The organism is Allobosea sp. Tri-44 (genome assembly GCF_004123845.1).
Classification (GTDB): domain Bacteria; phylum Pseudomonadota; class Alphaproteobacteria; order Rhizobiales; family Beijerinckiaceae; genus Allobosea.
In genome coordinates this window covers 131,025-154,914 of the sequence record NZ_NBDP01000042.1, presented here as the reverse complement: position 1 = coordinate 154,914, position 23,890 = coordinate 131,025, and the positions used below count along the sequence as shown (strand labels likewise).

27 protein-coding genes are annotated in these 23,890 nt (G+C 65.6%); 14 read left to right on the top strand and 13 right to left on the bottom strand.

The features are described 5' to 3' along the window. Window positions 1-6: 6 nt before the first annotated feature. Window positions 7-1,032, bottom strand: a complete 1,026-nt coding sequence (locus tag B6S44_RS24050; RefSeq protein WP_129159407.1) for a methionine synthase — start codon at window positions 1,030-1,032, stop codon at window positions 7-9. A 70-nt stretch (window positions 1,033-1,102) separates the two neighbouring features. Here B6S44_RS24050 and B6S44_RS24045 point away from each other — a divergent pair, with 70 nt between their 5' ends. The 3 genes from B6S44_RS24045 (at window position 1,103) to B6S44_RS24035 (ending at window position 3,090) form a co-directional block, all read left to right on the top strand. After that, window positions 1,103-1,915 carry a helix-turn-helix transcriptional regulator gene (locus B6S44_RS24045; RefSeq protein ID WP_164985943.1) on the top strand — a complete coding sequence of 271 codons (813 nt, stop codon included), beginning with the start codon at window positions 1,103-1,105 and terminating at the stop codon, window positions 1,913-1,915. Window positions 1,916-2,146: 231 nt separating this feature from the next. After that, window positions 2,147-2,533, top strand: a complete 387-nt coding sequence (locus B6S44_RS24040; protein ID WP_129159405.1) for a hypothetical protein — start codon at window positions 2,147-2,149, stop codon at window positions 2,531-2,533. Window positions 2,534-2,670: 137 nt separating this feature from the next. Then, a complete protein-coding gene (locus B6S44_RS24035) occupies window positions 2,671-3,090 on the top strand; it encodes a VOC family protein (RefSeq protein WP_129159404.1) in 420 nt (139 codons plus the stop codon). 144 nt (window positions 3,091-3,234) lie between these two features. Here B6S44_RS24035 and B6S44_RS24030 read toward each other — a convergent pair whose 3' ends face one another. Then, window positions 3,235-4,458: an MFS transporter gene (locus B6S44_RS24030; protein WP_129159403.1), complete on the bottom strand. Its 1,224-nt coding sequence runs from the start codon at window positions 4,456-4,458 to the stop codon at window positions 3,235-3,237. A 191-nt stretch (window positions 4,459-4,649) separates the two neighbouring features. On the opposite strand from B6S44_RS24030, the gene B6S44_RS24025 reads away from it, so the two are divergent. Further along, on the top strand, window positions 4,650-5,672 hold the full coding sequence (locus B6S44_RS24025; RefSeq protein ID WP_129159402.1) for a 2-dehydropantoate 2-reductase: 1,023 nt from the start codon (window positions 4,650-4,652) through the stop codon (window positions 5,670-5,672). Window position 5,673: 1 nt separating this feature from the next. Here B6S44_RS24025 and B6S44_RS30145 read toward each other — a convergent pair whose 3' ends face one another. Both B6S44_RS30145 and B6S44_RS24015 read right to left on the bottom strand, forming a co-directional pair. After that, entirely contained in the window at window positions 5,674-6,888 is a 1,215-nt protein-coding gene (locus tag B6S44_RS30145; RefSeq protein WP_129159401.1) for a putative bifunctional diguanylate cyclase/phosphodiesterase, read from the bottom strand. A gap of 272 nt (window positions 6,889-7,160) precedes the next feature. Next, complete coding sequence (locus B6S44_RS24015) at window positions 7,161-7,448, bottom strand: HlyU family transcriptional regulator (protein WP_129159562.1); 288 nt, start codon at window positions 7,446-7,448, stop codon at window positions 7,161-7,163. 243 nt (window positions 7,449-7,691) lie between these two features. On the opposite strand from B6S44_RS24015, the gene B6S44_RS24010 reads away from it, so the two are divergent. The 3 genes from B6S44_RS24010 (at window position 7,692) to B6S44_RS24000 (ending at window position 9,086) form a co-directional block, all read left to right on the top strand. Further along, window positions 7,692-8,006 (top strand): hypothetical protein, encoded by a 315-nt coding sequence (locus B6S44_RS24010; protein WP_129159400.1) that lies wholly within the window; start codon window positions 7,692-7,694, stop codon window positions 8,004-8,006. Window positions 8,007-8,157: 151 nt separating this feature from the next. Further along, window positions 8,158-8,529 (top strand): hypothetical protein, encoded by a 372-nt coding sequence (locus B6S44_RS24005; protein WP_129159399.1) that lies wholly within the window; start codon window positions 8,158-8,160, stop codon window positions 8,527-8,529. Then, window positions 8,520-9,086, top strand: coding sequence for a TetR/AcrR family transcriptional regulator (locus B6S44_RS24000; RefSeq protein WP_164985942.1), 567 nt, complete (start codon window positions 8,520-8,522; stop codon window positions 9,084-9,086). The genes B6S44_RS24005 and B6S44_RS24000 overlap by 10 nt, the downstream gene beginning before the upstream one ends. Window positions 9,087-9,090: 4 nt before the next feature. Here B6S44_RS24000 and B6S44_RS23995 read toward each other — a convergent pair whose 3' ends face one another. From B6S44_RS23995 to B6S44_RS23985, 3 genes are all read right to left on the bottom strand, one after another. Further along, window positions 9,091-9,516: a secondary thiamine-phosphate synthase enzyme YjbQ gene (locus tag B6S44_RS23995; RefSeq protein ID WP_129159397.1), complete on the bottom strand. Its 426-nt coding sequence runs from the start codon at window positions 9,514-9,516 to the stop codon at window positions 9,091-9,093. Next, a complete protein-coding gene (locus B6S44_RS23990) occupies window positions 9,516-10,127 on the bottom strand; it encodes a LysE family translocator (RefSeq protein WP_129159396.1) in 612 nt (203 codons plus the stop codon). Before B6S44_RS23990 ends, B6S44_RS23995 begins: the two co-directional genes overlap by 1 nt. Before the next feature lie 63 nt (window positions 10,128-10,190). Continuing rightward, window positions 10,191-10,460 carry a hypothetical protein gene (locus tag B6S44_RS23985; RefSeq protein WP_126109468.1) on the bottom strand — a complete coding sequence of 90 codons (270 nt, stop codon included), beginning with the start codon at window positions 10,458-10,460 and terminating at the stop codon, window positions 10,191-10,193. A 231-nt stretch (window positions 10,461-10,691) separates the two neighbouring features. Here B6S44_RS23985 and B6S44_RS23980 point away from each other — a divergent pair, with 231 nt between their 5' ends. Next, window positions 10,692-10,937: a DUF2798 domain-containing protein gene (locus tag B6S44_RS23980; protein WP_129159395.1), complete on the top strand. Its 246-nt coding sequence runs from the start codon at window positions 10,692-10,694 to the stop codon at window positions 10,935-10,937. A gap of 63 nt (window positions 10,938-11,000) precedes the next feature. Here the strand turns inward: B6S44_RS23980 and rpoD are convergent, their stop codons facing one another. The 3 genes from rpoD to B6S44_RS23965 all read right to left on the bottom strand — a co-directional run bounded on the left by rpoD (window position 11,001) and on the right by B6S44_RS23965 (window position 15,758). Continuing rightward, entirely contained in the window at window positions 11,001-13,013 is a 2,013-nt protein-coding gene (gene rpoD / locus B6S44_RS23975; protein ID WP_129159394.1) for an RNA polymerase sigma factor RpoD, read from the bottom strand. A gap of 194 nt (window positions 13,014-13,207) precedes the next feature. Then, window positions 13,208-15,100, bottom strand: a complete 1,893-nt coding sequence (dnaG, locus tag B6S44_RS23970) for a DNA primase (protein ID WP_129159393.1) — start codon at window positions 15,098-15,100, stop codon at window positions 13,208-13,210. 160 nt (window positions 15,101-15,260) lie between these two features. Beyond that, on the bottom strand, window positions 15,261-15,758 hold the full coding sequence (locus tag B6S44_RS23965) for a hypothetical protein (protein ID WP_129159392.1): 498 nt from the start codon (window positions 15,756-15,758) through the stop codon (window positions 15,261-15,263). Between the two features lie 250 nt (window positions 15,759-16,008). Here B6S44_RS23965 and B6S44_RS23960 point away from each other — a divergent pair, with 250 nt between their 5' ends. Both B6S44_RS23960 and B6S44_RS23955 read left to right on the top strand, forming a co-directional pair. Further along, on the top strand, window positions 16,009-16,284 hold the full coding sequence (locus B6S44_RS23960) for a BrnT family toxin (protein WP_129159391.1): 276 nt from the start codon (window positions 16,009-16,011) through the stop codon (window positions 16,282-16,284). Next, window positions 16,263-16,649 carry a BrnA antitoxin family protein gene (locus B6S44_RS23955; RefSeq protein WP_129159390.1) on the top strand — a complete coding sequence of 129 codons (387 nt, stop codon included), beginning with the start codon at window positions 16,263-16,265 and terminating at the stop codon, window positions 16,647-16,649. Before B6S44_RS23960 ends, B6S44_RS23955 begins: the two co-directional genes overlap by 22 nt. On the opposite strand, the gene B6S44_RS23950 is transcribed toward B6S44_RS23955, so the two are convergent. After that, on the bottom strand, window positions 16,650-17,111 hold the full coding sequence (locus tag B6S44_RS23950) for a GatB/YqeY domain-containing protein (RefSeq protein ID WP_129159389.1): 462 nt from the start codon (window positions 17,109-17,111) through the stop codon (window positions 16,650-16,652). Window positions 17,112-17,245: 134 nt separating this feature from the next. Between B6S44_RS23950 and carA the strand changes: the two genes are divergently transcribed. The 3 genes from carA to B6S44_RS23935 all read left to right on the top strand — a co-directional run bounded on the left by carA (window position 17,246) and on the right by B6S44_RS23935 (window position 19,762). Then, entirely contained in the window at window positions 17,246-18,466 is a 1,221-nt protein-coding gene (carA, locus tag B6S44_RS23945) for a glutamine-hydrolyzing carbamoyl-phosphate synthase small subunit (protein ID WP_129159388.1), read from the top strand. Next, window positions 18,466-18,735, top strand: a complete 270-nt coding sequence (locus B6S44_RS23940) for a YARHG domain-containing protein (protein WP_129159387.1) — start codon at window positions 18,466-18,468, stop codon at window positions 18,733-18,735. Before carA ends, B6S44_RS23940 begins: the two co-directional genes overlap by 1 nt. 184 nt (window positions 18,736-18,919) lie before the next feature. Beyond that, window positions 18,920-19,762: a prephenate dehydrogenase gene (locus tag B6S44_RS23935; protein WP_129159386.1), complete on the top strand. Its 843-nt coding sequence runs from the start codon at window positions 18,920-18,922 to the stop codon at window positions 19,760-19,762. Window positions 19,763-19,788: 26 nt separating this feature from the next. On the opposite strand, the gene B6S44_RS23930 is transcribed toward B6S44_RS23935, so the two are convergent. Then, complete coding sequence (locus B6S44_RS23930) at window positions 19,789-21,834, bottom strand: hypothetical protein (RefSeq protein ID WP_129159385.1); 2,046 nt, start codon at window positions 21,832-21,834, stop codon at window positions 19,789-19,791. A gap of 111 nt (window positions 21,835-21,945) precedes the next feature. Further along, the gene (locus B6S44_RS23925) at window positions 21,946-22,878 is read right to left on the bottom strand and encodes a LysR substrate-binding domain-containing protein (RefSeq protein WP_129159384.1); all 933 of its coding nucleotides are present in this window, start codon (window positions 22,876-22,878) and stop codon (window positions 21,946-21,948) included. Window positions 22,879-22,970: 92 nt separating this feature from the next. Here B6S44_RS23925 and B6S44_RS23920 point away from each other — a divergent pair, with 92 nt between their 5' ends. Then, entirely contained in the window at window positions 22,971-23,870 is a 900-nt protein-coding gene (locus tag B6S44_RS23920) for a DMT family transporter (RefSeq protein ID WP_248309738.1), read from the top strand. Window positions 23,871-23,890 lie beyond the last annotated feature (20 nt).

Below are 23,890 nucleotides of genomic sequence, written 5' to 3'. Positions count from 1 at the left end.
ATCCTTTCAGCCGCGGCCGAGCTCTCGGCGTACGAGGGCGGCGCCGGCCGCAAGCGCCGCCAACTTGCCATAGGCGACATCGAAGGGCATCGGTGCCAGGCCGCAATTCGTGCAAGGGTAGAGCTTCTCGGGAGCGACGAAGGCGAGTGCTGCGCGGATCGTCGCCGCCACCTCTTCCGGGGTTTCGATGGCGTTGCTGGCGACGTCGATCGCACCCGCCAGCACATCCTTGCCGTCAAGCAGCCTGATCAGCTCGAGCGGCACCTTCGAATTGCGGCATTCGAGCGAGACCTGGTCGATCGAGCTCCTGGCGATCACCGGAAAGGTCTCCTCATAGTGACGCCATTGCTCGCCGAGGGTCGCCTTCCAGTCGATATTGGCCTTGATGCCGTAGCCATAGCAGATGTGGACCGCCGTGGTGACGGACAGCCCCTGCGCCGCCCGCTCCAGGCAGGCGATGCCCCACTCGGCCACCGCGCCCATATAGACGTTGAAGGCCGGCTCATCGAACTGGATCACGTCGACGCCGAGCCCCTGAAGCTCCTTCGCCTCCTCGTTCAGGGCCGCAGCGAAGGCCATGGCAAGGTCCTCGCGCCGGCCATAGTGCTCGTCGGCGATGGTGTCGACGATCGTCATCGGCCCCGGCAGCGTGAACTTGAGCTTGCGCTTCGTGTGCGCCCGCGCCGCTTCCGCCTCCATCCGGTGGACCGCGCCCTTGCGCCGGATCGGCCCGGTCACCGTCGGCACCTCCGCCTCGTAGCGGTTGTTGCGGATGCCCATGATCGTCTTCTTGGCGAAGTCGATGCCGTCGAGATTGGCGAGGAAGCCGTGGACGAAATGCACCCGCGCCTGCTCGCCATCGCCGACGATGTCGAGCCCGGCATCCTCCTGCAGCTTGACCGAGAGAATGGTTGCGTCGCGCTTGCCGGCTTCCAGCGCCTCTCCGTCCAGCTTCCAGGGCGCCCAGAGCCGCTCGGGCTCCGCCAGCCAGAGCGGCTTCGGCAGGCTGCCGGCGAGCGTGGTCAGAAGCATGGCGTTTCCCTTTGCCGTTGAGCCGACATCCGATAGGGGCCACTATCGGCCGAACACCACGGGGCCGGCAATGCAGGCGGATTGGGAACTGGTGCGGGCGCCGCCGCGGCGCGATCTGGCGGGCGCCGTGCTCGGCTACACCGGCTATCGCGAGCACCGCGCCGAGCCGGTCCTGCGTCGCGAAGTGCCCGTGCTCGTCTTGCCGCTGATCGTCAACTTCGCCGCACCCTTCGCGCTGTCCGTCGCTGGCGGGCAAAGCACCGCGCCGCAAGGCTTCGCAGCCGGCCTGATCGACCGCCCCGTCCTGGTCTCCTCCACCGGCCTCGCCGCCTGTGTGCAGGTCGATTTCACCCTGGCCGGCGCCTATGGCTTCTTCCAGCTCGACCAGCGCGACATGGCCGGCCGCATCGTCGACCTCGACGATCTCGGCGAGTTGCGCCATCTCGGTCCGCGCCTGCGCGAGTGCCGGTCCTGGGCCGAGTGCTTCGCTTTGCTCGACCGCGTCATCGGCCAGAGGCTGGCGCGCGGGCGCAGCCTGTCGCCGGAAGTCGCCGCCGGCCTCGCCTGGCTGGCAGCGCGGCGCGGCAGGGGCCGCATGCGCGAGCTTGCAGCGACCACTGGCTGGAGCGAGCGCCACCTGACCCGGCGTTTCGCCAGCGAGACCGGCGCCGGGCCGAAGACCATCGCCCGTATCCAGCGTTTCGAGCATGCGCGCCGCCTTGCCGCGATGCCGTGCAGTCGGAGCTGGGCCGGGATCGCGCACGAGGCCGGCTATGCCGACCAGGCTCATCTGACCCGCGAGTTCACCGCGCTAAGCGGCCTGCCGCCAGTGGCGCTGACGCGGCGCGATGCCGGCCGCGACGGCATTCTGGAACCGGCTTGAAGTCCGATTCGTTCAAGACGGCGACCATCCGACCCGCTTCTCTGGGGCGGCCGAACAGGAGAAAGCAAGGTCGTCCATGCCGAATTGCGATCGAGGCGCTGCGGGCTCGGTATTCAGGCAAATAATACTGGTTGATATACTTTACGTGACCCGCTAGTCGACACGCATGCCGCTGCGATATCGTATCGGACGCGCCGCTGAGCCGCTTGCTCGGAACCAAAGGAGCCTACCATGACTGCTCACCAGCAGACGGTCGAACTCGACCTCGTCCATGCTGCCACCGCCAAGGTCGCGGACGGCAAAGTGACCCTCCACTTCACTGATGAAGCCCTGCCCGATTGCGGCATCTTTCTGACGTATCATCGCGGCGAGTGCATCTACTTGAACTTCACCGGCATGGACAGCCTGCGCGATGCGATCAACATGCAGTTCATTCCGTGGGACGAGAGCAAGCATAAGCCGAACACCCACCAGCTCGTGATGAAGCGGATTATCGAGTCCGGCGAGGATGCCGAGATCGCTGTCGTGCCGGCGAAGACCGTTGAGCAGGCCCTTCATTTCGGCCGGCTGATGCTGCGCGATCCCCGCATCGGCACGATGCGGACGCGACGCTTCTGAGCGGGAGCTCTCGGCGAACTTAGAGGGCCGGCAGCGATGCCGGCCGCGGGACATTCTGGAGCCGGCCTGACGTCCGATTCGTTCAAGACGGCGACCATCCCACCCACTTCTCTGGGGCCGCCGAACAGGAGAAAGCCATGTCGCAACCCGCCGCCATCTATTTCAGCCTGCGCTACCGCGATGCAGTCAAGATGGTCGACTGGCTCGTCGAGGCCTTCGGCTTCGAGAAGCACGCCGTCTTCCTCTCGGATGATGGCAGCAAGGTCCTGCATGCCGAGCTGCGCCTCGGCGAAGGCATCGTGATGTTCGGCTCGAGCGAGGGCACCGACTTCGCCAAGCTCGTCCAGACACCGGCCGAGCTCGGCGGCACCACCGCCTCGCCCTATATCGCGACGACCGATATCGATGCGCTCTGCGAGCGCGCCCGCAAGGCCGGCGCCGAAATCTGCATGGAGCCGCGCGATCAGACCTATGGCAGCCGCGACTTCATCTGCAAGGACCCGGAAGGCCACATCTGGTGCTTCGGCACCTACCGGCCGGGTGCTGCCTCGGCCTGACCGAGAGCCGGACCAAGTGGAGCCCTCATCCTGAGGAGCCGCGAAGCGGCGTCTCGAAGGATGCTTCCGGAGGCTCCAGAACCAGCTGGAGCATCCTTCAAGACGCAGCCTGACGTCTGCTCCTCAGGATGAGGGCTGTGGGTGTCACGCCACCGCCAGCTTCGGTCGCGCCTTCAGCATCAGCCAGCAGACGATCGCGAGATTGACCAGGTTCCAGGCGAGGCCATTGAGGAAGGCGAGCCGGTAGGACGAGGTCGCGTCGAAGATCAATCCCGAGACCCAGCCGCCGAAGGCCATGCCGAAGATCGTCGCCGACATCACCACGCCGATGCGCGCCCCCGCCTCGCGCGGCGGCATGTAGTCGCGGATCGCCACCGCATACATCGGCACGATCCCGCCCTGGAACAGGCCGAAGATGGCGGTGACGACGAAGAGCGAGCTCAGCCCGTCGAACCAGAGATAGAGGAAGAGCGCCATGCCCTGCATCAGCGAGGACAGGGCCAGCGTCGCGGTGCCGCCGATCTTGTCAGCAACGAACCCCGAGCCGACGCGGCTGACGATGCCGAGTGCCATCATCACCGTCAGCATCTCGGCGCCGCGCGCCACGCCATAGCCGAGATCGCTGCAATACGCGACGATATGGACCTGCGGCATCGACATCGCGACGCAGCAGCAGAAGCCCGCCACGACCAGCAGCAGCTGCAGCTGGTTCGGCGACAGCCCGAGGCTGCCGCGTGCGCCGGCGCTCGTCACCTCGGCCGCCGCCAGGGTCGCCGCATTCGGCCGGCGTCGGAACAGCGGCGCCAGCGGCATCATCACCGCGAACGCCGCAATGCCGAGCCACAGATGCGTCGTGCGCAGGCCATGCGTCTCGACGCCCCAGTTGATCAGCTGCGGCCAGAACATGCCGGCGAGATAGCTGCCCGACGCCCCGAAGACGACGGCGAGGCCGCGATAGCGCTTGAACCAGTGCGACAGGTCGGCGATCAGCGGCGAGAACCCGGTCGCGGCGCCGAGCCCGATCAGGAAGCCATGCGCCAGCGTGAACTGCCAGAGCGTGCCGGATATGGATGCCAGTGCATAGCCGGCGGCCAGCAAGCATGCGCCGAGCACGATCGGCCACATGATGCCGAAGCGATCGACCAGGCGCCCCATGACGATGTTGCCGATGCCGAAGCCGATCATGGCGAAGGTGTAGGGCAACGAGGCATCGGCGCGCATGACGCCGAACTCCCGCTGCACCGCCGTCACCACCACCACGGCCGACCACGAGCCGACGCAGGCCACCGTCCCGATCAGCAGGGCAAGCGCCAGCCTGAACCAGGCATAGGGCGAATCCGGCGCATAGCGCGCGTCCTGGGCGTCCATGTTTCCTCGCGAGCCCGACGGAGAACGATCTTCTCTCTGCCCGAGCATTAGGCAGCGTTGAACGCCGCCACAAGCGCGCGGGCGCCGGGGCGGTGCAGCGCGGATGTGGGTGCATCGCGCCACTTTGCCCTCAGCGCTTGCCATTGAAGCGGCCCGCCCGGCATGCTGTGCGCCTTGTCCCCGGGAGCGTGATGGCGAGGATCTGCATCTACGGCGCCGGATCGATCGGCTGTTATCTCGGCGGACGGCTCGCCGCCGGCGGCGCCGAGGTCGGCTTTGTTGGCCGCCGCGGCGTTGGCGATGAGCTCCGGGCGCATGGCCTGACGTTGACGCACTATGCCGGCGGCGATTGGCAGGTTGCGCCGGATGCCATCGCATTCGGGGCCGATCCGAACGCAGCAGCGACCGCCAGTCTCGTCCTCGTCACGGTGAAATCGGGTGCCACCGCACAGGCCGCGGCAGAGCTTGCGGCTGTAATTCGGCCAGATGCGGTCGTGATCAGCTTCCAGAACGGCCTCGGCAATGCCGATACGCTACGCGCCGCCCTGCCCGGCCGCACCGTGCTCGCCGGCATGGTGCCGTTCAACGTGGTCAGGCGCGGCCCCGGCGCCTTTCATCAGGCTTCGGAAGGCAAGCCCGAGGTCGAGGACGCAGCCGAGCTGGCCCCTTTTCTCGCCGATTTCGCCCGTGCCGGCTTCGCCCTGCGCCGGCATCGCGAGATGCTGCCGGTGCAATGGGCCAAGCTGCTCTTCAACCTCAACAATGCCGTCAACGCCCTCTCCGGCCTGCCATTGCAGCAGGAGCTCGGGCAGCGCGACTATCGCCGCTGCCTTGCGCTCGCTCAAGCCGAGGCGCTCGAGCTGCTCTCGCAGGCCGGGATCGTGCCCGCCCGGCTGACGCCACTGCCGGCGCGATGGATTCCGTGGCTGCTGCGCCTGCCCGACGCGCTTTTCACGCGCTTGGCCCGTAGGATGCTGGCGATCGATCCGCTGGCCCGCTCCTCCATGGCCGACGACCTGACCGCAGGCCGCCCGACCGAGGTCGACTGGATCAATGGCGAGATAGTCCGCCTCGCTGAGCGGCTCGGCCAGCGGGCGCCGGCGAACGAGCGGCTCGTCGCGCTCGTCCATGCAGCCGAAGCGAGCGGCGGAAGACAGAACTGGAGCGGCAAGGCCCTGCTGGCTGAATTGCGAACAAGCGCCAGGAGGGGCTAGTTCAGCCCTTGCGCCCGGTCAGGTCGGCATATTGCTCGGCGGGGAGCGGGCGCCCGAGCATGTAGCCCTGCATGTAGTTGCAGCCCTCGTCGATCAGGAAGTCGAGCTGCTCGCGCGTCTCGACGCCTTCCGCCACCACCTCGATGTCGAGCGCATGGCCGAGCGCGATCACCGCGCGCGTGATCGCCGCCGCCTCCGAGGCGACGCCGAGATTGGCGACGAAGCTGCGATCGATCTTCAGCGTCGAGAGCGGGAACATGTGCAGATAGGAGAGCGAGGAATAGCCCGTGCCGAAATCGTCGAGCGCGATGCGCACGCCAAGCGCCTTGATCCGGTGCAGCACCAGCATGGTGCGATCGAAATCGGTGATCATCACGCCTTCGGTGATCTCGAGCTCGAGCCGCTCCGGCTCGAGGCCCGTCTCGATCAGGATCTCGTCGATCAGCCCCGGCAGGTCGCCGTGACGGAACTGCAACGGCGAGACGTTGACGGCGATGCGCAGCGGCTTCTCCCAGGTCGCCGCCTCGGTGCAGGCCTGGCACAACAGCTCCCGCGCCAGCGGCAGGATCAGCCCGCTTTCCTCCGCCGCCGGAATGAACTCGGAGGGAGGGACCACGCCCCGCTCAGGGTGCACCCAGCGCGCCAGAGCCTCGAAGCCGGTCAGAACTCCTGCCGCCGAGAAGACCGGCTGGTAGTGCAGATGCAGCTGCTTCTGCGCTATCGCCGTCTCGAGATCTTCGGCGAGATGATGGCGGTCGCTCGGAGCACTTGGCCCGGCCTGCGCGCCCGACGTGACGTCGACGAGCAGACTGATCGCGCCGGTGAGCTTGCCCGCGGCATCGTAGAGCGGCGTCGGCAGCGGCATGAAGCGCACGCGGCTGCCATCGGGCCGCTCGGCCAGTGCCTCGACGCCACGCACCTCGCGCTCCTCGCGCAGCGCCACCGCCATTGCACTGTCCTCGAGCGGCAAGGGAGAGCCGTCGGCCCGGAACAGCTTGTGACTGATGCACCAGCGATCGCGGCCGAGCTCAGGCTCGCGCCCGACGAGCCGGGCAGCGGCCTCATTGAAATAGGTCACGCGCCCGTCGGCGTCGGTCGTGTAGAGCGCCATCGGCAACCGCGCCACGAGCTCGCGAAACCAGCTATCGTTGCCGGAGCCGGGCCCCATATCCTGGGATGTGTCCGGCTTCTGATCACCGGGGGGCTTCGGAGGCATGAAAACGGTCTCGATCCGACAGGCGAAGTGACGGTATCAAAGCCCGAAAAACCGAATAAAGTTTTAAATGGCAGGAACCCAGCCGGCGGCCCAATCCAAATACCAAAGCGGTTCATCGAGAAACAATTCACGACACCGGTATAATTCAAGTCAAATTCTTTGATTATCCCAACGGAACAACGATATTCACTTGAATATTAAAATTTAAATCAATTGCCTTGCATGTCTAAACGAAACAATTCTCTCAATTGTGCGGAGACTTTCGTAAATCCTTATTTGAACAGGCGTTCGTCTTGCTCATCGATCAACTGCCTGGCCTTGATGATGGCGAAATCCGCCGCCTCCTCGGCTCCAGGGAAACGATCGGCGCGGATGAAGCGATGGCTTTTCACTTCGCCGTCGATCTCCTTCTCGATCACGCCTGCAAGCTGCTGCTGCCCGCCCTCGGGGAACGGCGTCGCATGGATGGTGAAGCCCTTGTACTCCGTGCTCTTCAGCGGCGCGGCGGGGCCGGCCGGCTTGGCTTCCTTGCGACCGAACAGGGATTTGAGAAAGGACATGGCGGGCTCCGTCTGACCCGCGCTGTATAGCGCAGATGTTGGCCGCTTGGCCAAGGGGCCATGCCATCCCTCGCGAGCCTGAAGAATGGCGATGGCGACCCGCCGCACGAGCTTGCGCGTCTGCTGCGGTACAGGCCACTGGCGAAACGGCGCCAGCATCACCATGTTTCATGAAGACAGGGCGGAATAGAGGCCCGTCCACCTTTCGCGCTCTTCTTGGCCCGCTCTGTCGCAGGAGCAGCTATGACGCGCTTCCTCAAACTTCTTCTGCCGATCTTGCTGGCCTTGCCGCTGATGTCCGCTACGGCACGCGCGCAATCCCCTGCCGGTATCCCTTGCGCCGATCGCCGCATGGCGACGACACAACTGCACGAACTCTATGGCGAGCGCAGGATCGGCTACGGCCTTGCCGCGAACGGCAACGTGATCGAGCTCTTCGCCGCTCCGAATGGCTCCTTCACCCTGTTCGCGACCTTGCCACATGGCGTGAGCTGCCTGATCGCCACCGGGCAGTCCTGGGAGCCGCCGCCGGAGCCCGATTACTACGCCGGGCGGTGAGCCCCCCGGTCGGCTGGAAAAGCAGCGTTACGCCGTTCCCGTCGGGAGCGGGAAAATCGTCCCCTTTCCCAATATCGCCTCCCCACATCAGCAGCCTTGCACTTCAGCTCGAAATAATACCATACTAGATGGTACTATTTTGGAGGCCATCATGAACGCTTGGCTTGCAATCGCCGCCGCGCTTGCCGCTGCCACCACGCTGATCCACCTCATTCTTGGTGGCCGGCATGTCGCCGCGCCCCTGCTGGCAACCGAGCGCCTGCATGCCGTGCCGAAATTCACCATGTACTATTGCTGGCATCTGGTGACGATCGTGCTCGCTGCACTGGCACTCGCTTTCGGCCTCGTCGCGGTCGGCCTTGGCAGCCGCGACCTCGCATTGTTCGCGACGGTCGGCGCCGCGCTGTTTTGCCTCTGGAGCCTCGCAATGGTCGGCCTGTTCCGCCTGCGGATCGCGCATTTCCCGCAATGGGCGCTGTTCGCAGCGATCACCGTAAGCGGTGCGATCGGCCTGTGGCAGTAACTCTCCCTCCCCCGCGCTTCCGCCGGGCCGACTGGCTCGCGCTCGGCCTCACCGCGCTCGCCGAGCAAGGACCGGCCGGGCTGACGATCGAGGCGCTCTGCCGTCGCGCTGGCAAGACCAAGGGCTCGTTCTACGCGCATTTTCCGGCGATCGAGGCCTATCTCGCCGCGCTCGCCTTGCATTGGCGCGAGACCCATACGCTCCACCTGATGCAGGAGGCCGACAAGGGCGGAGCGGCGCAGGACAGGCTGATCGCGCTCGACCGGATGGCGCTGGCCCTCGACATTCGCATCGAGCAGGGCGTGCGACGCCTCGCCCAGCTCGATGCCAGCGTCGCAGCAATCTGCGCCGAGGTCGACCGCGAGCGCATCGGCTATCTTGAGAAACTCCATAGCGAGAGCGGGCGCTTCACGCCCAGCGAGGCCGTCGCTCTGGCCCGCGTCGAATACGCCGCCTTCATCGGTTTCCAGCAGCTCGATCTCGGCCTGTCGCCGGACGACCTGCACGAATGCTACGGCACGTTCATGCGGTTGCTCGTCCCACCCACCGGCGGCTGACAGCTCAGGCGAGATGCAGCACGACCTCGCGCCGATGCGGGCTGGTGCGATGCTCGAACAGGTAGATGCCCTGCCAGGTGCCGAGCGCCAGCCGGCCGCCGCTCACCGGGATCGAGAGCGAGACCGGCAGCACCGCCGCCTTGATATGGGCCGGCATGTCGTCCGGCCCCTCGGCACGATGGGTGGGATAAGCCATCGCCGGATCGTCAGCCGGCGGCACGAGCCGGGTGAAGAAAGCGGCAAGGTCGCGCCTGACGTCCGGATCGGCATTCTCCTGGATCAGCAGCGAGCAGGAGGTATGGCGCACGAACAGCGTCAACAGGCCGAGATCGACCGCCGCCTCGCGCACGAAGCGGGCGACGGCGTCGGTGAATTCGTAAAGCCCCGTCCCGCGCGTTTCGATCGCGAGGCAGGTCTGTTTACCTGCCATCAGCGCTCGGTCAGCGCCAGCTTGGCGCCCAGTGCGACAAAGGCAGCCGCAAAGGTGCGCCGGAGCCACGCCATGACCTTGGGCCGCGTCACCACCTTGTCGCGCATCGCCGCTGCGAACAGGCCGTAGAGCGCGAAGACGATGAAGGTCATCGCCATGAACACGCCCGAGAGTTCCAGCATGCGCGCCATCGGGCTCGCCTCATTGGCGGCGATGAACTGCGGCAGGAAGGCGACGAAGAAGATCGAGAGCTTCGGATTGAGCACGTTGATCGCGATGCCGTCGACCAGCACGCGCCAGGCCGAACGCTTGTCGGCCTTGGTCTCGACACTGAGCGCACCCTGCTCCTTCAGCGTCTGCCAGGCCATCCAGAGCAGATAGGCGACACCGGCATATTTGACGATCTCGAAGGCGAGCGCGCTGGCGTGCAGCAGGGCCGCGAGGCCCATCATCGCGGCGAGCAGATGCGGCACGATGCCGAGCGTGCAGGCGAAGGAGGCGAGCACGCTGGCCTTGGCCCCGCGCGTCAGCCCGGCGGCGATGGTGTAGATCGCGCCCGTCCCGGGCGAAGCGACGATGATCAGCGAGGTCAGCAGGAATTCGAGGGACATGCTTCACTCCAGCTCCAGCGACGCTGCCGGAGCCGCATCGATATCGCGGTCGCGCACGCCTTGCTAGCCCAGCCCCTCGAAGATGCCGCCGATCACCGTGACGACCGCCTCGCCGGTCGCGACCGCGACGGTGCCCACGCCTTCGGCCACAGTCCCGACTGCAGCGTAGACCACCTCGCCGACCCCTTCGAACATGACATTCCCGGCGATGTCGGCGGCGCTGCCGAGCACATCTGTGACCGAACCCGATTGCTTCTGTGCTTCCTTCTCGACTTCCGCCTGCACCGCCACCTGGGCGGCTTCGATCTGGGCGGGATCAGGGATGCCGGTCATGCGCGCTCCTCCAAAAGCAAAGATCACCATCCTCGCGGTGACCTTAGCAGAACTGTGGCGGACTGAGCAGATTCTGCTTGCCTCCTGCTCGCCGCCGACCTAGGTGAGCCCCGCGCGTCCCTTTTTGGACGGCCGTAAGCGTCTCACGTCAGGCAACGCATCCCTCGGCTTTAAGTGCCGCCAGGATGCAATGAGGCCATGACGGCGCGGCCTGTCCTTACGGATGTTCCCATGACTCGTTCCCGCAAATTGCCGGCGCGCTATGGCGCGCTCGTCACCCCGTTGATCCTGTCGGGCCTGATGACCCTGATCGTCTCGGGCATCTCGACGCTGCGTGTCCTCGGCCCGACGCCGGCCTTCCTGCAAGGCTGGCCCGGCGCCTGGGGCCTAAGCTGGCTGATCGCTTTCCCGGTCCTGCTGCTGGCGTTGCCGATGGCCCGTCGGCTCACCGCAATGCTCGTCGCGCCGGCGGGGTGATCTCCGCAACAAAAAAGGGCGGCTCACGCCGCCCTTTTGAATCTCTCCGGACCTTCCGGGTTCTCAATTGTCCAGGAAGCTCCTGAGCTTCCGGCTCCTGCTCGGGTGCTTGAGCTTGCGCAGCGCCTTCGCCTCGATCTGGCGGATGCGCTCGCGGGTGACGCTGAACTGCTGGCCGACCTCTTCGAGGGTGTGGTCGGTGTTCATGCCGATGCCGAAGCGCATGCGCAGCACGCGCTCCTCGCGCGGGGTGAGCGAGGCGAGCACACGCGTCGTGGTCTCGCGCAGATTCGACTGGATCGCCGCGTCGATCGGCAGGATCGCGTTCTTGTCCTCGATGAAGTCGCCGAGATGCGAATCTTCCTCGTCGCCGATCGGCGTCTCGAGCGAGATCGGCTCCTTGGCGATCTTCAGGACCTTGCGCACCTTCTCCAGCGGCATGGCCAACTTCTCGGCCAGCTCCTCCGGGGTCGGCTCGCGGCCGATCTCGTGCAGCATCTGGCGCGAGGTCCGGACGATCTTGTTGATCGTCTCGATCATGTGCACCGGGATGCGGATCGTGCGGGCCTGGTCGGCGATCGAGCGGGTGATCGCCTGGCGGATCCACCAGGTCGCGTAGGTCGAGAACTTGTAGCCCCGGCGGTACTCGAACTTGTCGACCGCCTTCATCAGGCCGATATTGCCCTCCTGGATCAGGTCGAGGAACTGCAGGCCGCGATTGGTGTACTTCTTGGCGATCGAGATCACGAGGCGCAAATTGGCCTCGATCATCTCCTTCTTCGCCTGCCTGGCCTCGCGCTCGCCCTTCTGGACCATCAGCACGATCTTGCGGAACTCCTGGATCTCCAGGCCGGTCTCTGACGCCAGGGTATGCACGTCCTCGCGCAATTCGCGGATGCGCTCCTTCTCCTGCGCGACGAACTCCCTCCAACCGCGCGAGCCGAGCTTGGAGACGCGCAGCAGCCATTTCGGGTCGAGCTCAGCGCCGATATGCTGCTTCAGGAAGTCTTCGCGGCCAACGCCATAGCTCTCGGCCAGACGGAGAAGTCTCGTTTCATGCGAAATCAACCGCTTGTTGATGTCGTAGAGCTGCTCGACCAGCGCCTCGATGCGGTTGTTGTTGAGCGAAAGCGACTTCACCGCTGTGATGATGTCGTCCTTCAGCTTCTTGTATTTGCGGTCCTGCGACGGCGAGAGCTTGGTGTTCTCCAGCCGGTTGGCGATGTCCTGATCCTGCAGGCGGCGCAGCTTGGTGTAGTTGCTGGCGATCGAGTCGAAGGTTTCGAGCACGCGCGGCTTCAGCTCGGCTTCCATGGCCGAGAGCGACACGTTGTTCTCCATGTCGTCGTCGTCCATGCCCTCGGGCGGGGTCTCGCCCTCGGGTGTAGCCTCCTCGGCCTCGGCCGGCTCCTCACCCTCGCCCGGCAGCTGGTCCGGATTCTTGCCGTCGGGGCCGGCATAGGTCGCTTCGAGGTCGATGATGTCGCGCAGGAGGACCTTGCCCTCCATCAATTCGTCGCGCCAGATGATGATCGCCTGGAAGGTCAGCGGGCTCTCGCAGAGGCCCGCGATCATCGCCTCGCGGCCAGCCTCGATACGCTTGGCGATCGCGATTTCGCCCTCGCGCGAGAGCAGCTCGACCGAGCCCATCTCGCGCAGATACATCCGCACTGGATCGTCGGTGCGCTCGGTCGGCTCGAGATTGCGCTTGGTCTCGACCGGCAGCGCCGAGCGCTGCGCCTCGACCATGTCGCCGCCTTCGGGCTCGTCCTCTTCGCCTTCCTTGCCGCGCGCCGCCCGCTCCTCGCCGGCAGCTTCCGGATCTTCGTTGTCGACGACGTTGATGCCCTGCTCGCTGAGCTGGCCGAGCACGTCCTCGATCTGCTCGGAGGAGAACTCCTCCGACGGCAGAACCTCGTTCAATTCGTCATAGGTGACATAGCCGCGCTTCTTGGCGAGCTTGATCATCCGCTTGACGGCCTGATCGGTGAGATCCAGCAGGGGGCTGTCCGTGCTCGGGGGCGCTTCGGGGGAACCCGCTTCGGACTTGTCCCGCTCGCTCACTTTGGTCGCCATAAATCAGCGCTCCGCCATCTTGCGCGTCGGATGCAGCCGCTCCGACGCAGAAAAGGGCGCCGCGGCTGCCGTTGCTGCCGCGCACCCCAACCTACTCATCCGTCACAGATAGCGCCGACCATCGTTGATGAATCGTGCACCATCTCGAAAGTCACCCCGGATCTGCCGACGAACGAGCAAAGCAGCCAGCCTGGTCAGTCCTCGGGATTGGCCTCGGTCCCCTCGACTGCTTCGAGGCGGGCCTTGACGTCCTTCATCCAGGCGAAATTGGCTTCCGTTGGTTCGTCAGCCAATGCGCGTTCGGCTGCCTTCAGCTCGCTATGTAGCGTTCGTGCGCGATGATGCAAGACGAGAGCCTGACGAATCGAATCAAAAACCGATTCCAGATCAGCCGTTTGCAAGAGTTTCAGCCGCTCGGCCGGCTGGGTGACGGCGAGCAACGCCGCCCTCGCCTCGGCCACCCGGGTCTGCTCCAGCCTGCGCCCGAAGGCCTCCTGGTCGAAGCTGCCGTCGAAGGCCGCTTCTAGCAGCGCCTGGCGGAAACGCTCGGCCGCCAACCCGTCGAGCGCGAGCTCGGCGATCTCGTCGACACAGCGCATGACCAGATCCGCATGGCTCGCCAGCGCCAGCAGAATGAAGGCCTCGCGGGGGTTTTCGCCATGCCGGCGCTGCAGCATCGCTGAATTGGTGAGCTGCGGGCTCGCGCGCACCTGCGACAGCGGCTGCCTCTCCGGGCCGCGCTGAAAACCGCGCCCGCCGCGCGCATTGCCGCCGAACCCACTCTGCCGGCGCCCCTCGAAACGCTCCTGCTGCGGCGCCGGGGCAAAGAGCTGGCCGACGCGCTCGTCGATCTCGCGGCGGTAATGCCGGCGCGTCGCCTCGTCGCGGATCAGGCCGAGCGGTTCTTTCACCCTGCGCTCGAAGGCAGCGCGCCGCTCGGGTGTATCGAGCTGGCTCGCCTCGAACTCGCGCGCCCAGAGCATATCGACCAGTGGCTTTGCCGATCCGATCACCTCGGCAACCGCCTGCTTGCCACCCGAGCGGGCGAGATCGTCCGGGTCCTGCCCTTCCGGCAGCAGCGCGAAGGAGAGCGATTTGCCCGGCTCCAGCATCGGCAGCGCCAGATCGATCGCCCTGCCCGCCGCCTTGCGGCCGGCCTTGTCGCCGTCGAGGCAGATCACCGGCTCCTCGGCCATGCGCCATAGCAATCCGAGCTGGTCTTCCGTCAACGCCGTGCCGAGCGGCGCCACCACTTGCGGGAAGCCGGCCAGCGTCATGGCGATGACGTCGACATAGCCCTCGACCACGATCACCTGGCCGGTGTCGTGCGCAGCTTTGCGGGCATTGTGGTGGTTGAACAGCAGCGCGCCCTTGTGGAAGAGCGGCGTCTCTGGCGAATTCAAGTACTTGGCAGGGACATCGGCGCTCATCGCCCGGCCGCCGAAGGCGACGACCCGGCCGCGCGCATCGTGGATCGGGAACATGATCCGGTCGCGGAAGCGGTCATAGGGCACGGCGATCTCCTCGCCATGCACCAGGAGCCCGGTCTCCATCATCGCATCGGCGCCGACGCCCTTGCCGGCGAGATGGTCGCGCAGCGAGAAGCGGTCGGGCGGGGCATAGCCCATGCGGAAGAGCTGGCGCGCCTGCGCTTCCAGCCCGCGCCCGGAAAGATAGCGCCGCGCCAGCCCGCCGCGCTCGGATTGCAGCTCGGCCTCGAAGAAGCGCGCCGCGAGCTCGACGACCTCGTGGAGCCCCTTGCGCTTCTCCTCCTGCACCTGCGTCTCGAAAGAGACTTTCGGCAAGGCGACCCCGGCTTCCGAGGCGAGCTTCTCGACCGCTTCCGGAAAGGAGAGCCCTTCGGTCTCCATCACGAATTTGAAGATGTCGCCGTTCTTGCCGGAGGAGAAATCGAAGAAGGAGCCCTTCTGGTCGTTGACGAAGAAGGACGGCGTCTTTTCGGCATTGAAGGGCGAGAGCCCCTTCCATTCGCGCCCTGCCTTGGCGAGGCGCACGCGTTTGCCCACGACCGCCGAGACTGGCAGCCGCGCCTTGATCTCCTCAAGGACGGAGGGCGGGAACTTCATGGCTTCCTATCTGGCGATGCGGAGAGCTTGTGCCAATCACCGATCGCAGCGCGCCCACTCTTATCTGCCCTTTCCACAGCGCCGTGATAGCGGACCCCGCTGGCGATGTGAGGCAGGAGCGTGCCCGACTGTCGGAATAGGGCGGCAGCGCCAAGGCTGCTCACGGACAGCGCAGCGGATCGTCCGCCAGGGCCGTCGCCACGCCCTCCGTCGGCAGCAGGACCGAGGCCTCGGCGGCGCGCAATTCAATCCGCGTCGCCTCGCGCAGGCTCACCACCACCAGCTGCATCTCCGAAAGACCAAAGTCGCGACTTGGCGTCCAGGTCAGTTCGACCTCGTCCATGCCTGACTGGGCCTTGACCGGCACGCGCGTCGCCTTGCCGTCAGCCACGATCTCGATCGCCGACGGCAAGGCGTCTTTTAGCTGCGTCTTGGGCAGGACGGCCATCAGATAGGGGCCGCTCGCAATCGCCGGGTTGGCACGAGCAGCTGCCGCATCCCCGCAATAGAAGGTGAGCCGCGTCCCATCGGCGCCGCTCACCCCGGCATAGGACGTACCCATCTGGTAGCCGGTGCTCCAGCCCTTAGACTGAGCGAGAGCTGCCGGGCCTTGCAAGGCGAGGCCGAGCGCCAGGATGGCGATCATAGGTTTCGGCATCGGCCTCCTCCCTTGCTAAAACGCTGACCCCTCAATTTAGCAAAAAACTGCGCTCGCGGATCGACTCTCCGCAGCCGAAGTCTCTACCGTTGACAACGATACAATCGTATATACAGTTACGGCGTTGCAGCAAGCATGAGCCACCTGCTGCAAAGGCGGTAATCCGCCGCGGTCGCGATCATGCCGCGCTCAAACAGGAGAAGCCCGATGAACAGAATCATCGATCTGACCGGCAGCGAGCGTCACAGCCATGGAAGCGTCCGAAACGCGATTTGAATGGAACTACGACAAGAACGCCACCAATATTCGCAAGCACGGTATCGCCTTTAAGGCGTTCAGCGATGTGAACGGCTTTGAATATCGCTCACAAGGCCCGCACGCTGAACAGCGGTGTGTCCTGATCGGGCGAGTGGAGGGTCGGCTAATCGCCGTAATCTATACAGTGCGCGACCAGCGGATCCGGATCATCTCGGCCCGCGCAGCCAGACGCGAAGAGCGCAACCGATGGAACGAGAACACATCGTAACTTTCATCGCCGAACTCGACGATAACTCTTACATCGTCGAGCATGAGGACGGCCGTCTCGAACGCGTGAAAGACCGCACCGATTGGACACACGTCGACGCACTCAGCGATGAGGAGATCGAGCAGGCCGCACGTTCCGATCCCGATTGGGACGGGCTGCTCGACATCGACTGGTCGCAGGTCGAGATAACGCGGCCCGCGCGCAAGCAGCCGATCTCCATCCGGCTCGACGAGGACGTGCTGGATTTCTTCAAGCGCGGCGGCACCGGCTACCAGAAGCGAATCAACGCCGTCCTGCGTTCATACATGTCGGCCTCGAAGCAGCGCGCGAAGACGAAGTCGACCGAGCGCCGCCGCTCCGGCTGATCAGCCGCCGAGCAGCTGCTTTACCATAGGTGAGACCTTGGCGAAATCCATCTGGCCGGCATAGGCGCCGCGCAGCGCGCCGATCACCTTGCCCATGTCCTTGACGGAGGCCGCGCCGGTTTCGGCGATGACCTCTTCGATCGCAGCCTTGATCTCCTCGTCGCTCATCTGTGCCGGCAGATAGGCGGAGATCACCGCGACCTCGGCGCGCTCACCGTCAGCCAGTTCCGGCCGGCTGTTGGCGTCGTAGATCGCGATCGATTCCTGGCGCTGCTTGATCATCTTCTGCAGCAGAGCGAGGATTTCGTCCGGCGTCGCCTCGCCCTTGCCGGCCCCGCGCGCCTCGATGTCCTTGTCCTTCAGCGCCGCCTGGACGAGGCGGATGGTCGAGACCTTGCCCTTCTCGCCGGCCTTCATCGCGGTCTTGAGGTCGGCGGTGAACTGCTCACGCAGGTTGGACATGATGTTGCAAACCTTCTTCATTCATTGACGGGGCGCGGGCGCCTGATTAAGGCTCGCGCTCCAGACCGGCAGCGCCACCCGCGCGCAGCCTTCACGCTTGCCGCAGCTTCCAGCGGCCTGGACGAGACATAGACATGACCGCTCACGAAGGAAACCCCGCCGCGCAAGGCGGGCAAGAAGGCTGGAGCGAGCCGCGCGCGACCGCCGTGCTGGTACTCGCCGACGGTACCGTGCTCGAAGGCTTCGGCCTCGGCGCGATCGCGCAGGCGCCCGGCGAGGTCTGCTTCAACACGGCGATGACCGGCTATCAGGAGATCCTGACCGACCCGTCCTATGCCGGGCAGATCATCACCTTCACCTTCCCGCATATCGGCAATGTCGGCGTCAACGAGGAGGACACCGAGACGGTGAACGCCGCCGCCTCCTCCGGCGTGCGCGGCATCGTGCTGCATGCCGAGGTCACGCAGCCCTCAAACTGGCGCGCCGCCAAGCATCTCGATGCCTGGCTCAAGGCCCGCAACATCGTCGGCATCTGCGGCGTCGACACCCGGGCGCTGACCACGCTGATCCGCGAGAACGGCATGCCCAACGCGGTCATCGCCCATGACCCGGCCGGCAATTTCGACATCGAGCGCCTGAAGAAAGAGGCCGCTGCCCTGCCCGACATGGCCGGGCTCGACCTCGTCCCGCTCGTCGCCGCGACCCAGCGCTATGACTGGGACGAGACGCCCTGGCAGTGGCCGCGCGGCTACGGCAAGCGCGAGAGTGCGGCGCATCGCGTCGTCGCCATCGATTACGGCGTCAAGCGCAACATCCTGCGCCTGCTGGCCAAGGCCGGCTGCGAGGTCGAGGTCGTGCCCTCGACCGCATCAGCCAAGGACATCCTCGCGCTCAATCCCGACGGCGTCTTCCTGTCGAACGGCCCGGGCGACCCGGCCGCAACCGGCGAATATGCCGTGCCGGTGATCCGGGAGTTGCTGGACAGGAAGATCCCGACCTTCGGCATCTGCCTCGGCCACCAGATGCTGGCGCTCGCGATCGGCGGCCAGACCCTGAAGATGAAGCAGGGCCATCACGGCGCCAATCATCCGGTTCAGGACAAGACCACCGGCAAGGTCGAGATCGTCTCGATGAACCACGGCTTTGCCGTCGACCCGGCGACGCTGCCGGCCAACGCGACCGAGACCCATGTCTCGCTCTTCGATGGCAGCAATTGCGGCATCGCCCTGAACGACCGCCCGGCCTTCAGCGTCCAGCACCATCCCGAGGCCTCGCCCGGCCCGCAGGACAGCCACTATCTCTTCACCCGCTTCGTCGAGCTGATGGAAGCGGAGAAGGCGAAGAAGGCGGCCTGATGCCGCGCCTTCCGGCAGCCTGCCTGGCTTTCGCGTTGCTGCACCAGCCGGCGATGGCAGCGTTCCCCTGTGACGAACTCTGGGGGGAGCGCAATGCGATCTATTTCGAGGCCGGTTACTGCTTCAAGACAGAGCGAGCCAGGAAGGCGTTCGGCGACAATGCGGGCTGCAAATACGACAATGTCGCCGACCTGCCGCTGACGGCGCGCAACCGCGCCGATATCGCCGACATCCAGCGGCGCGAGCGCGAGAACAACTGCCCAAGATGAAGCTGCGGTTGACAGCCCGGACTGCTTGCGCTTGAAGCCAAGCATGAACCAAGCGACCTGCCTCGCCCGCAACTATTACGCGCCGTCCTCATAGAAGGCGGTCGCACTCCCATGCTCAACCGCCGCGCTGGCGGTTGAAATCAGGCAGTCACCCGGCATCGCGGCCCCTCCCGAGGACCACGCGATGCTTATCCCGAACAAAATCAATCCTTCCGTCGGCCTGATGGGCTTTGGCGCCTTCGGCCGCCTGATCGCCCGCCATCTCAAGCCGCATTGCCGCCTGCTGGCATTCGATCCGGCACTGCCGGCCGACGCAGCCGCGGGCGGCATCATCGCCGCCGATCCGGCCGAGATCGCCGCCTGCGACATCGTCATCCTCGCCGTGCCGGTTTCCGCCCTCTCCGAGGCGATCGCCGCCTTGCGGCCGCATCTGCATGCCGGGGCGATCGTCGTCGATGTCGGCTCGGTCAAGATCGGCCCGGCCATGACCATGCTGGCCGAGCTGCCCGATGACGTCGAGATCGTCGGCACGCATCCGCTCTTTGGCCCGCAGAGCGGGCGCGACGGCATTGCCGGCCTCAAGATCGCGATCTGCCCGATCCGCGGCGCCAGCGCCTGGCGCATCGCCGCCTTCCTGCGCCGCGTGCTCGGGCTCAAGGTCATCATGACGACGCCGGAGGCGCATGATCGCGAGGCGGCGCTGGTCCAGGGCCTGACTCATCTCATCGCCAAGATCCTGGTCAGGATGGAGCCTCTGCCGCGCCGGATGACCACGGCGAGCTTCGACCTCTTGATGCGCGCGACCGAGATGGTGCGCCATGACAGCCCCGGCGTCTTCATGGCGATCGAGCAGGCCAACCCCCATGCGCGGCCGGTGCGCGACCGCTTCTTCGCCCTGGCCGAGGAGATGCGGGCGCATCTCGACGAGACCGGAGATCGCGACGTGCGGAGCACGATGCGCGCCGGCGCCGACCGGGGCACCCATCTCGCGCCGGAACTCGCGGAGCAAGGCACGCGCGGCAGTTAAGTCACCTCGCCGGCTCTTCTTCCCGGTCACAATTGTTCATTGCGTCCGTCGGTGTAGACGACATAGCCACTCGGGAAATCCCGATAATTGGAGGTCGCCGCATTGATCATTTGAGTGCAGGTGAGTGCGGGATAGACGCTGGTCGGGTAGGCGAGGTCGACATAGTCGAACAACGACCAGCCGAAGAAGGAAGGCCGGTTGGCCGTCACGCCGAGATGGCGCAGAAGTCCGCGGTGAATGTTGATACCGCCGACGCCGAAATAGGTCGCGCTGCCGAAATTGATCAGCATCTGGCCGCGCTGGCGGGACTGTCCGACCGCGTCGACAAAGAGCCGGAACTTCTCCGGACCCGCGATAACCGGCAGCCCCTTGTAACGGTCCTGGACGTAGACATCGAACTCGCGGTCGCTGGTGCGCGGCAACCAGGTGCCGTTGGTGTTGTCGGGCCAGCCTATCGGCACGCCGAGCGAGAGCTCGCCATTGATGCGGTTGAGCAGGTAAATCTTCCCCATCGCCTCGCTGAGATGGGGGATGGCGGATTTGTTGGTGATGACCGGATAGTCCTGGAGCAGCGCGCGCAGCGCGTCAAAGACGGCAGGTCCATCGCGCCCTGAATCGAAGCCGTTCCAGTCGTCGATCTTGAGCGACATGACCAGAAATTCCGTGCGCTGCCGTGACAGGAATGCCTTGCACTCGTCCAAAAGCGACTCGAACGACTGATATTCATTCGCCGCGAAGCCAAGGCCGATTGCGCCATGGCAGGTTCCGAACGCGAAGGCGGATCCCGACTTCTTCACCTTCAACCTGACGTCGAGCACACGAACGCCGGCCGTAAGCTGCTCCGTGACCGTCATGTTGTGGCAAGCGTAGAACGTCCGCAGCCAAGGATTGATCGCAGCGCTGTCATGCGTCCCCATCAGGCTGATGTCGCTGATCAAGGGGTCGAGAATCGGTGATGGCTGATCGCCACCCAGGCCAGGCGCAGTCACCGCCTCCGGACCCGTCTTGACCATCACCATCCCGGTCTTTTCAGCATGATACACCGCCGCCGGCATCGGCTTCGTGCGCATATCCATGACCCTGCCCTGAGGCACGTCGCGGACATTCACCACCGGATTTGGAAACGGCATCAGCGAAAGAGCGGGACCCGCATCCGATTCGGGATCGACATTGCCCGCCTGGTTCGAGACGGCCACATCGCCGGACCAGGTGGCGCCATCGAAACAGGATACGAAGAACGAGCGATTACGGTGCCCGCAATAGATGAGCCAGAGCTTGTTTTCGAAGACCAGCACTCTCGGGCCCGCATCGCTCTTGGCATCGAGGCCGCCGGGCTCGTCGGACAATTCGACGTCTCCCGACCAGCTGCTGCCGTCGAAGCGCGAGATATAAAGGTTCGGTACTGTCGCCCCCTTGTAGACGAGGACGAGCTTGTCGTTGAACACCGCCGCGGTGGGAGCCTCGTCGGACCAGGGATCGACCCCACCGGGTTGATCGCCGATTGACGTATCGCCGTTCCAGCTCTGGCCGTCGAACCAGGCGATATACAGCTTGTCGGAGGTGACGCTCGCGCCCCTGTAGATCAGATAGAGCTTGTCGTTGAAGACGACCGCTGCTGGTGATCTGTTCGATTTCAGTGTGCTGCCGGCTACCGTGACAATCGCCTCATCGCCCTGCCAGCGCCTACCGTCGAACCGGGACCAGCGCAGGGCATGGTCGGCTCCTCCGCTAATATAGATCAAGTACAATGTGTTGTTGTATGTGATCAGTGCTGGGCCCCGGACGGAACTCGGGCTGACTTCCCCCTCGATGGAGCCGATTTTCTCGTTACCATACCAGGTGGAGCCATCGTAGAGCGACATATAGAGGTCGCCATCACCTCGGGTGGCATAAACCAGGCACAGGCGATTATTGTGCAGGCAGGCGGCGGGTGGATCCCATGTTCTCGGGCTGATGCCGCCTCGCTGGCTGGCGATGTTGGTGTCACCCGCCCATCTCGTGCCGTCATAGACCGTCGTGAAGATATCTTCGTCGTCGACCTGGCCCCGGTAGAACAGCCCCAGCTTCGGCATCGCGCGCCCCGTAATCTCAACCCCTGCGAGAAAGATGAGGCTCCGATGCAACCCGCGTCAATTAAGGTATGAACGGGTGTTCACATCGATCGGTGGCGCATCGCACGCCCTTTACGCCGCCTTCGCCTCCTGCCGCAGGAAGCCCGCCAGCTTGGCCGCCGGCAGGCCCGCCTCGGTCGCGATCCTAGTCGCCAGCGCCACCGCCGCCGGGCGCGGCTGGCCCATCGGCCGGTCGAGCCAATAGGAGACCGGGTTGAGCGCGGTGCGCTGGTCGACCCTGGCGATCCGCCCGGCATCGACCTGCGCCTGCGCCAAAGGCGGGCGCGACAGCGCCACGCCGAGCCCTGAGGCGGCGGCGTCGAGAACGAGGTTGTAATCCTCGAAGCGCCGGTCCTGCTGGCGCGGCCGGAAATCGAGCCCCTGCGCATTGAACCAGGCGCGCCAGCCGGCGGCGTCCGAGTCATGGATCAGCGGCTGGTCGAGGAAGCGCTCCGGCTTGCCGTCGCCGATCGCCTTCGCCAGCTCCGGCGAGGCGACGGGATAGCACCATTCCTCGAAGAGCTGCACCGAGACCCGCCCCGGCGTGCCGCCGCGGCCGCAGCGAATGGCGAGGTCGATACCCTCCTCTTCAAGGTCGACCTTGCGATGGTCGACCTGCAGCATGATCCGCACGGCGGGATCGCCGCTCTCGAGGCGCTGCCAGCGCGGCATCAGCCAGAGCGAGCAGACGGAAGGCGTCGCGCTGAAGCGCACCACTGCCGCCCCGCGCGGCTCGCTCCAGCGGTCGGATGAGTCGGCGAAGACCTGGAAGGCCTCCTGCGTGCGCTGGAACAGGCGCTGCCCCTCCGGCGTCAGCGCGACCCCGCGCGCCTGGCGCTCGAAGACGCGCAAGCCCAGCCAGTGCTCGAGCTTGGCGACCTGCCGCGAGATCGCGCCATGGGTGAGGTTCAGCGCCTCGGCCGCGGCCGAGAAGCTGCCGGAGCGGGCGGCGGCCTCGAAGGCGCGCAGAGTGTCCAATGGCGGAAGTGGCGAGCTGTGATCCATGCTCACAGCTCGCCATCGAATTACTCGTTTGTCAATCAGCTCGCCGAGGCGTCTATCGGGGCGAACCGTCATTCGCCCGAAAGGGGCTCATCATGACAACCGTATCCTCCGCCGCGCCCACCCGGCCCGGCTCCACCCTCGATGCCATGCTGCTCTTCACCATCCCCTTCACCGTGATCGCCTGGGCCTCCTCCTTCCCCGCGATCCGGGCCGGCCTTGCCGGCTTCGGCGCGCTCGAACTCGCGGCCCTGCGCTTTGCCATCGCCGGCATCTTCGCAGCGCTCTTCCTGATCGTGATGCGTCCGAAGCTGCCCGAGCGCGCCGACATCTGGCGCTTCCTCACCGGCGGCATCGTCTTCATCGCGCTCTATGCGATCTTCCTCAATCTCGGCCAGCGCGTCGTGCCGGCGGGCGCGGCGAGCTTCATCATCAACACCAACCCGATCATGACGGCGGCGCTCGCCATGCTGGTCCTGAACGAGCGCTTCAGCCTGATCGCCTGGCTCGGCACGGCACTCGCCTTCGCCGGCATCGGCGTGATCGCGCTCGGCAATGGGCTCGACCTCAATATCGGCGTCAGCGTCCTGCTGATCCTTGGCGCCGCCCTGTGCAACTCGGTCTCGACCGTGGTGCAAAAGCCGCTCTTCGCCCGCCACAAGCCGCTCACCGTCGCGGCCTGGAACATGGCGCTCGGCGGGCTTGCGCTCACGCCCTTCCTGCCCGGCGCGCTGGAGCAATTGCCGGCAGCCCCGGCGCAGGCGATCTGGTCCGTGGTCTGGCTCGCTTTGGTCTCGAGCGTCGTTGCTTACGGCACCTGGGCGATCACCCTGTCGCGCCTGCCAGCCGCCCGCGCCGCCAACTTCCAGTACTGCGTGCCGCCGGCGGCGATGCTGATCAGCTTCTTCTGGCTCGGCGAGATCCCGACGACGCTCGGCCTGATCGGCGGTGCCATGGCGCTGGCCGGAGTGGTCATCGTCAACCTGAAGCGGTGAGCGGCCCTGCGCCCTCGACC

Excerpts from the sequence above, each read along its gene's own strand:
- B6S44_RS24050 (WP_129159407.1), bottom strand. The coding sequence starts at position 1,032 with ATGCTTCTGACCACGCTCGCCGGCAGCCTGCCGAAGCCGCTCTGGCTG.
- B6S44_RS24045 (WP_164985943.1), top strand. The coding sequence starts at position 1,103 with ATGCAGGCGGATTGGGAACTGGTGCGGGCGCCGCCGCGGCGCGATCTG.
- B6S44_RS24040 (WP_129159405.1), top strand. The coding sequence starts at position 2,147 with ATGACTGCTCACCAGCAGACGGTCGAACTCGACCTCGTCCATGCTGCC.
- B6S44_RS24035 (WP_129159404.1), top strand. The coding sequence starts at position 2,671 with ATGTCGCAACCCGCCGCCATCTATTTCAGCCTGCGCTACCGCGATGCA.
- B6S44_RS24030 (WP_129159403.1), bottom strand. The coding sequence starts at position 4,458 with ATGGACGCCCAGGACGCGCGCTATGCGCCGGATTCGCCCTATGCCTGG.
- B6S44_RS24025 (WP_129159402.1), top strand. The coding sequence starts at position 4,650 with ATGGCGAGGATCTGCATCTACGGCGCCGGATCGATCGGCTGTTATCTC.
- B6S44_RS30145 (WP_129159401.1), bottom strand. The coding sequence starts at position 6,888 with ATGCCTCCGAAGCCCCCCGGTGATCAGAAGCCGGACACATCCCAGGAT.
- B6S44_RS24015 (WP_129159562.1), bottom strand. The coding sequence starts at position 7,448 with ATGTCCTTTCTCAAATCCCTGTTCGGTCGCAAGGAAGCCAAGCCGGCC.
- B6S44_RS24010 (WP_129159400.1), top strand. The coding sequence starts at position 7,692 with ATGACGCGCTTCCTCAAACTTCTTCTGCCGATCTTGCTGGCCTTGCCG.
- B6S44_RS24005 (WP_129159399.1), top strand. The coding sequence starts at position 8,158 with ATGAACGCTTGGCTTGCAATCGCCGCCGCGCTTGCCGCTGCCACCACG.
- B6S44_RS23995 (WP_129159397.1), bottom strand. The coding sequence starts at position 9,516 with ATGGCAGGTAAACAGACCTGCCTCGCGATCGAAACGCGCGGGACGGGG.
- B6S44_RS23990 (WP_129159396.1), bottom strand. The coding sequence starts at position 10,127 with ATGTCCCTCGAATTCCTGCTGACCTCGCTGATCATCGTCGCTTCGCCC.
- B6S44_RS23985 (WP_126109468.1), bottom strand. The coding sequence starts at position 10,460 with ATGACCGGCATCCCTGATCCCGCCCAGATCGAAGCCGCCCAGGTGGCG.
- B6S44_RS23980 (WP_129159395.1), top strand. The coding sequence starts at position 10,692 with ATGACTCGTTCCCGCAAATTGCCGGCGCGCTATGGCGCGCTCGTCACC.
- rpoD (WP_129159394.1), bottom strand. The coding sequence starts at position 13,013 with ATGGCGACCAAAGTGAGCGAGCGGGACAAGTCCGAAGCGGGTTCCCCC.
- dnaG (WP_129159393.1), bottom strand. The coding sequence starts at position 15,100 with ATGAAGTTCCCGCCCTCCGTCCTTGAGGAGATCAAGGCGCGGCTGCCA.
- B6S44_RS23965 (WP_129159392.1), bottom strand. The coding sequence starts at position 15,758 with ATGCCGAAACCTATGATCGCCATCCTGGCGCTCGGCCTCGCCTTGCAA.
- B6S44_RS23960 (WP_129159391.1), top strand. The coding sequence starts at position 16,009 with ATGGAAGCGTCCGAAACGCGATTTGAATGGAACTACGACAAGAACGCC.
- B6S44_RS23955 (WP_129159390.1), top strand. The coding sequence starts at position 16,263 with ATGGAACGAGAACACATCGTAACTTTCATCGCCGAACTCGACGATAAC.
- B6S44_RS23950 (WP_129159389.1), bottom strand. The coding sequence starts at position 17,111 with ATGTCCAACCTGCGTGAGCAGTTCACCGCCGACCTCAAGACCGCGATG.
- carA (WP_129159388.1), top strand. The coding sequence starts at position 17,246 with ATGACCGCTCACGAAGGAAACCCCGCCGCGCAAGGCGGGCAAGAAGGC.
- B6S44_RS23940 (WP_129159387.1), top strand. The coding sequence starts at position 18,466 with ATGCCGCGCCTTCCGGCAGCCTGCCTGGCTTTCGCGTTGCTGCACCAG.
- B6S44_RS23935 (WP_129159386.1), top strand. The coding sequence starts at position 18,920 with ATGCTTATCCCGAACAAAATCAATCCTTCCGTCGGCCTGATGGGCTTT.
- B6S44_RS23930 (WP_129159385.1), bottom strand. The coding sequence starts at position 21,834 with ATGCCGAAGCTGGGGCTGTTCTACCGGGGCCAGGTCGACGACGAAGAT.
- B6S44_RS23925 (WP_129159384.1), bottom strand. The coding sequence starts at position 22,878 with ATGGATCACAGCTCGCCACTTCCGCCATTGGACACTCTGCGCGCCTTC.
- B6S44_RS23920 (WP_248309738.1), top strand. The coding sequence starts at position 22,971 with ATGACAACCGTATCCTCCGCCGCGCCCACCCGGCCCGGCTCCACCCTC.